Origin of the sequence: Thermoflexus sp. (genome assembly GCF_040289485.1) — a bacterium.
Taxonomy (GTDB): domain Bacteria; phylum Chloroflexota; class Anaerolineae; order Thermoflexales; family Thermoflexaceae; genus Thermoflexus.
On the sequence record NZ_PSLG01000092.1, the window covers coordinates 1 to 6,062 of the forward strand.

The 6,062-nt window shown below is 70.2% G+C and carries 7 protein-coding genes; 4 read left to right on the plus strand and 3 right to left on the minus strand.

From position 1 onward, the window contains the following. From C4313_RS10865 to C4313_RS10875, 3 genes are all read right to left on the minus strand, one after another. A partial coding sequence (locus tag C4313_RS10865) for a glycerol-3-phosphate acyltransferase (protein WP_352429880.1) occupies window positions 1-366 on the minus strand: 366 nt, incomplete at its 3' end. A 19-nt stretch (window positions 367-385) separates the two neighbouring features. After that, the gene (locus tag C4313_RS10870; RefSeq protein WP_352429881.1) at window positions 386-1,204 is read right to left on the minus strand and encodes a HesA/MoeB/ThiF family protein; all 819 of its coding nucleotides are present in this window, start codon (window positions 1,202-1,204) and stop codon (window positions 386-388) included. Between the two features lie 163 nt (window positions 1,205-1,367). Further along, window positions 1,368-1,850 carry an FKBP-type peptidyl-prolyl cis-trans isomerase gene (locus tag C4313_RS10875; protein ID WP_352429882.1) on the minus strand — a complete coding sequence of 161 codons (483 nt, stop codon included), beginning with the start codon at window positions 1,848-1,850 and terminating at the stop codon, window positions 1,368-1,370. Between the two features lie 200 nt (window positions 1,851-2,050). Between C4313_RS10875 and obgE the strand changes: the two genes are divergently transcribed. The 4 genes from obgE to C4313_RS10895 all read left to right on the plus strand — a co-directional run. Beyond that, entirely contained in the window at window positions 2,051-3,352 is a 1,302-nt protein-coding gene (obgE, locus tag C4313_RS10880; protein WP_352429883.1) for a GTPase ObgE, read from the plus strand. Between the two features lie 28 nt (window positions 3,353-3,380). Next, window positions 3,381-3,998 (plus strand): nicotinate-nucleotide adenylyltransferase, encoded by a 618-nt coding sequence (gene nadD, locus C4313_RS10885; protein ID WP_352429884.1) that lies wholly within the window; start codon window positions 3,381-3,383, stop codon window positions 3,996-3,998. Between the two features lie 21 nt (window positions 3,999-4,019). Then, window positions 4,020-5,018, plus strand: coding sequence for a carbon-nitrogen hydrolase family protein (locus C4313_RS10890; RefSeq protein WP_352429885.1), 999 nt, complete (start codon window positions 4,020-4,022; stop codon window positions 5,016-5,018). A 91-nt stretch (window positions 5,019-5,109) separates the two neighbouring features. Continuing rightward, window positions 5,110-6,062 (plus strand): 5'-3' exonuclease (locus C4313_RS10895; protein ID WP_352429886.1); only part of this gene is annotated, 953 nt, incomplete at its 3' end.

Below are 6,062 nucleotides of genomic sequence, written 5' to 3' on the forward strand. Positions count from 1 at the left end.
ACGGGTCGAGGAAGCCGGAAGGGGCCGGTCATCCGTTTCGCCTCGCAAGGTGAAACAGATGACGATGCGCCACAGAACGGATCCGGGGAACCGGACGAGGACGGTGCCGGCGCCCCCTTGGAACCCCATTCCCACCGACCCGTTGGGGCCGGCGACGGCCCGCCAGCCCGCGAACATCTCCGTGGCAGGCGGATGTGGCTGGAGAAAACGCGCCAGCCCCACCGCCAGGTCCCCCAGCCCGGTGGGCAGGCCAGCCACCCATCCCCCTGCGCGGATCCCGTTCGTCCCCCTGGTGCGGCCGCTGCCCACCCGCCGGATGTCCTCTCCGGTCCGCAGGCGGACCCCCATCGCGGTGGTCTTCCCCATCGACCCGCCTTCGCTATTCTCATGGCCGGGGAGCCCGGACGATCCCGCAGAACGCTTCGTAATCCACCGGCTCCGTGACGGTCGGTCGATCGCCGCAGACCGGGCAGTCGGGGCGGCGGTCCACCTGCACATGGAGCCACTCGGCCTGCAGGCCGTCGAAGACCAGCAGGCGGCCCGCAGGCGGTGCCCCCAGGCCCAGCAGGGCCTTCAGGGCCTCCATCGCCTGCATCGCGCCGATCACCCCGGCCAGGGCCCCGAAGACCCCCGCCTGCTGACAGTCCGGCACCTGATCCGGCGGCGGCGGGCTCGGCAGCAGGCAGCGGAAGCAGGGCCGGCCGCCCGGGGGGAAGCTCCCCACCTGGCCCTCGTACTGGAAAACGGCGCCCCAGATCAGCGGCTTCCCTTCCCAGACGCACACGTCGCTGGCCAGGTATTTGGTGGGGAAGTTGTCGCTCCCATCGATCACTAGGTCGTATCCGGCCACCCGGTCGCGGGCGTTGGCCGCGGTGAAGCGTTCGACGTAGGGGATCACCGTAACGTCGGGGTTGAAGGCCTGGAGCCGCTCCCGGGCCACCTCGGCCTTGGGACGGCCGACGTCCTCGGGTCGGAAGAGGATCTGCCGCTGAAGGTTGCTCTCCTCCACCACATCGTCGTCGACGATCCCGATGGTCCCCACCCCGGCGGCGGCCAGATACAGGGCCGCCGGGCAACCCAGGCCGCCGGCGCCGATGATCAGGACGCGGCTGCGCAGCAGCCGCCGTTGTCCCCGTCCGCCCACCCCAGGGAGCACGATGTGCCGGGCGTAGCGACGGATCTGGGCCTCGGTCAGGGGAAACATGCGGCCCCTCCGGACAACCGGTGCGGCGATCTTTCCGCCGTAATTATACCTTCCGGCCTCCGCCGCCCTGGGCGAAAAGAAAACCGAACGGGGTGCAGATCAGGGGATCCCCTCTGCACCCCGTGGCTGTGACAGCCCATGGCGGAAGGCCGGGGCGGCCGGGTCAATCGTGGGGATGGCCGTGCTCGAGTTCCTCCGGCGTGGCCGGGCGCAGGGCCAGGATCTTCACCGTGAAGTGGAGCTCCTCGCCGGCCAGCGGATGGTTGAAGTCCAAAGTCACGGTCTCCGGCCCCACCTCGGCGATATACGCCGGGAACGCCTCGCCGCTCTCGGTGTAGACGTAGAGGCCGACACCGGGGGCCAGTGGGAAATCCTCGGGGAATTCGCTGCGGGGCACCACTTGGTAGGCATCCGCGCGCCGGGGCCCGTAAGCATCCTCCGGGGCCAGCCAGATCTCCTTCTCCTCCCCCACCGCCATCCCGTAGAGGGCCTCCTCGAGGGCGGGGAGGATCTCGCCAGCGCCCTGGATGAAGATGATGGGCTCGCTCTCCTCCGAAGACTCCACCACCCGGCCGTCCTTGAGGCGGAGGGTGTAGGCCAGGGTCACCACCATGTTATCCTGGACTGTCAAGCGCTCTTGCAGCATGGGTCAGACCTCCAAAAAAGTTAAACGGGGCGCCTCCCGGCTTACGGAAGAGCGCCCCTCTTGCGAAAAGCCCCTGCCGCAAAACCGGCAGCGCGGTTGCCTCCATCATAATCGAACTTCCCCCAAAAGGCAAATCGCCGCCCTTGCGGTTGGCACAGCGCGCTGGCCCTACATACAATGGGAGGGATGCGGAGGTTCCTATGGGCGAGCCGTGGGTGTTCTGCGACGAGGTGATCATCGAGGTCAAGGCCGGCGACGGCGGCGACGGCTGTGTTTCCTTCCGGCGGGAGAAGTTTGTGCCCCGGGGCGGGCCCGACGGCGGCGACGGCGGCAAGGGCGGGGACGTGATCCTGCGGGTCAATCCCCATCTCAACACCCTCGCCGATTACTACCGGCACCGTCGCTTCCGGGCGGAGGACGGCCGCAACGGCCGCGGCGGTCGCAAGACCGGCGCCAGCGGCGAGGACCTCATCCTTGAAGTTCCCCCTGGGACCGTGGTCCGCGACGCCGACACCGGCGAGATCCTGGCCGATCTCACCGAGCCCGGCCAGACGGTGGTGGTGGCCCGGGGGGGGCGGGGCGGCCGGGGCAATGCCGCCTTCGTCAGCCCCACCCACCAGGCACCCCGCATCGCCGAGCGGGGGGAGCCCGGCGAGTTCCGCCGCCTCCACCTGGAACTGCGCCTCCTGGCCGATGTGGGCCTCGTCGGCAAGCCCAACGCGGGGAAGTCCACGCTGCTGGCCGCTGTCACGGCGGCGCGGCCCAAGATCGCCGACTATCCCTTCACCACCTTGCATCCCCACCTGGGCGTGGTGGTGCTGGACGACACCGCCTCCTTCGTGCTGGCCGACCTGCCCGGCCTGATCGAAGGGGCCCATCGAGGGGCTGGTCTGGGCCTGACCTTCCTGCGTCACGTCGAGCGGACGCGGGTGCTGATCCACCTCCTGGACGGCCTGGCCCCCGACCCGGTGGCCGATTACGAGACCATCAACGCGGAACTCGCCCATTACAACCCGGCCCTCCTCCAGCGCCCCCAGCTCATCGCTTTCAACAAAATGGACCTGCCTGAGGTCCAGGCGCGTTGGCCGGAGGTGCAGGCCGCCTTCGCCGCCCGCGGCCAGACCGTCTATCCGATCTCCGCGGCCACCGGGCAGGGGACGCGGGCGCTGATGTGGGAGGCCTGGAAGCGCCTGCAGGAGGTGCCGCCCCCCGAGCCGTTGCGGCCGACGGCGCTGGCCCTCCGGCGGGAGACCCCCATCCAGGTGGTCCGCGAGGGAGATGGCTGGCGGGTGCTGGGCACGGCCGCGGAGAAGGCCGTGCGCATGGCGCGGCTGGATTCCCCAGAGGCCCTGATGCACCTCCATCGCCAACTGGAGCGCCTGGGGGTCATCGAGGCCCTGGAGCGGGCCGGCGTCCGCCCCGGCGACACGGTCTACATCGGCGAGGTGGAGCTTGAGTGGGTGGATTGGGCCGACGTGGGGAAGCGCGCCGCGGCGCGCTGAGGCGCATCTCGATCCGCAGGGAGCGGGCATGACCCGCCTGGGGCTGCTCGGAGGAACCTTCGACCCCCCGCACTACGGCCACCTGGTGCTGGCCGAACAGGCCCGCATCCAACTCGGGCTGGATCGGGTGCTGTTCCTTCCCGCCGCCCAGCCTCCCCACAAGCCGGCGGCCGAGGTCACCCCCATCGCGCACCGGCTGAACATGCTGGCCCGGGCCATCGCCGGCAACCCCTTCTTCGAGATCTCGCGGGCCGACATCGACCGGCCCGGCCCCCATTACACGGTGGACCTGCTGATGGTGCTGCGGGAACAGCACCCCGAGGCGACGTTCTTTTTCCTGATGGGCGCTGACTCCCTGGTGGACCTCCCGCGCTGGCGCGATCCCCACCGGTTGATCCGCATGACGTGGCTGGCCGTGATGCCCCGGCCCAGCTATGTGGTCCACATGCCTTTGCTGGAGCAAGCCCTGCCCGGGATCGGGGAGCGGATCGTCTGGCTGGACGCTCCCTTCCTGGACATCGCCTCCCACGACCTGCGCCGTCGCGTCCGCAGCGGGGGCTCCATCCGCTACCTGGTCCCCCCTGAAGTGGAGGCCTACATCTACGCCCACGGCCTGTATCGGGACGCCGGGTCGCCTCCCAGCTAATTCCCAACGCTGGAAGGGACGATGCGCATCCAACTCATCGCCATCCAGATGCGCTGGTCCCCCTCCGATGGGCGGTCGCCCGAGGCGTTCGCCGCCCGCCTCGAGGGGCTGATGGTCCGGGCGATGGCCCAGGCCGACCCCCGCCTGCCGACCCTGGTGGCCTTCCCCGAGGATGTGGGGTTGTTGGCCGCCCTGGCCGTGCTCCCCCCGGCCGTCCACGCCCAGCCTACCATGGCAGCCGCCATGGCCCGGGCCTTGCGCCATTGTCTCCTCCCCGCCCTCTGGAACCGGTTGCGCCACCGGGTGGGCTGGGCCCGGGCCTTGCTGCTCGCCCTCCAGCCCCGCCTCGCTCGCGTCTACTTGGACACTTTCTCGGCCCTCGCCGCCCACCACCGGGTTTACCTCGTCGCTGGATCCGCCCCCCTGGCGGATGCTTTCCTTCCGCTCCCCGCTCCCCGGGATCAGGATCCCACTGCCGTCCACAACACGGCGTGCCTCTTCGGGCCTGATGGGATGCTCCTCGGCATCCAGCGGAAGGTGGCCCTCATCGACATTGAGGGCCCCGCCGGGCTGGACCTCGCTCCGGGCCCGGTGGAGGCGATCCAAGTCTTCCCCACCCCCCTGGGCCGCCTTGGCATCGCGGTCTGCCTCGACGCATTCGCCCCCGAGTCCCCGGTTCGGGAGCGCCTGGCCCAGCAGGGGGCCGAGATCCTGGTTCAGCCCTCGGCCAACCCCGGCCCCTGGACGCCAGAGCAGCAGCAGGACTGGCTGCGGGGGTCCTGGGCTGCCACGGTGGCCGAGGGGCGGTTCGCCTACGCGGTGAACCCGATGATGACCGGCACCCTGTTCGACCTGGCCTTCTATGGGCAGTCCGCCCTCATCGCCCGGGATCCGGCCCTGGCCCCCGGATCCCTCGGCTATCGGGACATCGGCCCCCGCCCCGGCTTCCTGGCCGTGGCCCAGGGGGACGCCACGGAGGAGATCCTCATCGCCCGGGTCCCCCACCCTCAGGTCGGCTGATGCCCCGCCCTCTTCGGAACGGCGCGCCGGGGCAGGGAGACCCGTATACAATGAGAGACAGGGACCGGAAAGAGCGAACAGGTGGCGTGCGATGGCGTCGCTGGTGGTGTTGATCGATGGGCACTCCTTGGCCTACCGGGCTTATTACGCCCTGCTCCGCCAGGGCCTGCAAACCCGCAGGGGCGAACCGACCCACGCCGTCTACGGGTTCACCTCCATGCTCCTGCGGGTGTGGCGGGAGCACCAACCGACATATATGGCCGTGGCCTTCGATGTGGGGCGGACGTTCCGCCACGAGGTCTTCGCCGAATACAAAGCCACGCGGGCCGAGCGGCCCTCGGACTTCGACGCGCAACTCGCCCGCATCCGCCAGATCATCGCCGCCTTCGCCATCCCCGTCCTCACCGCCGAGGGCTTCGAGGCCGACGATGTCATCGGCACCGCCGCCACCCAGGCCCTGGCCCGCGGGATGGAGGTCCTGATCGTCACCGGCGACACCGATGCCTTTCAGTTGATCCGACCGGGCCTCCACGTGCTGACCTCCCGCCGCCACTTCGACGACGTGGTGATCTACGACGTGGAGGCCATCCGGGAGCGCTACGGGCTGGAGCCCTCCCAGCTGGTGGATCTGAAGGCCCTCACCGGCGATCCCAGCGACAACATCCCGGGCGTCCGGGGGATCGGGGAGCGGACGGCCACGGAGCTCCTGAAGCGCTACGGTTCCCTGGAGAACCTCTACACCCACCTCGACGAGGTCCAGCCGGAGCGGGTGCGGCGCCTGCTGGAGGCCGGCCGGGAGCAGGCCTTCTTAAGCAAGCGTCTGGCCCAGATCCGCACCGACGTCCCCCTAACCATCGACTGGGAGGCCTGTCGTGTCGGCCGCTACGATCGCGCCGCGGTGCTGGCCCTGTTTCAGGAACTGGAGTTCCGAAGCCTGATCCCCCGCCTCCCCGACGGCGCCGCGCCCGAAGCGGCCCCTGCAGCGTCGGAGGCCGCCCCGGGGCCGGCGAGGCCGAGATCGTGGCGGCGGCCAAGGCCGCCAAC

What these genes read in the sequence shown, in the direction of transcription:
- obgE (WP_352429883.1), top strand. Translation starts at nt 2,051, where the DNA reads ATGGGCGAGCCGTGGGTGTTCTGCGACGAGGTGATCATCGAGGTCAAG.
- C4313_RS10875 (WP_352429882.1), bottom strand. Translation starts at nt 1,850, where the DNA reads ATGCTGCAAGAGCGCTTGACAGTCCAGGATAACATGGTGGTGACCCTG.
- nadD (WP_352429884.1), top strand. Translation starts at nt 3,381, where the DNA reads ATGACCCGCCTGGGGCTGCTCGGAGGAACCTTCGACCCCCCGCACTAC.
- C4313_RS10890 (WP_352429885.1), top strand. Translation starts at nt 4,020, where the DNA reads ATGCGCATCCAACTCATCGCCATCCAGATGCGCTGGTCCCCCTCCGAT.
- C4313_RS10870 (WP_352429881.1), bottom strand. Translation starts at nt 1,204, where the DNA reads ATGTTTCCCCTGACCGAGGCCCAGATCCGTCGCTACGCCCGGCACATC.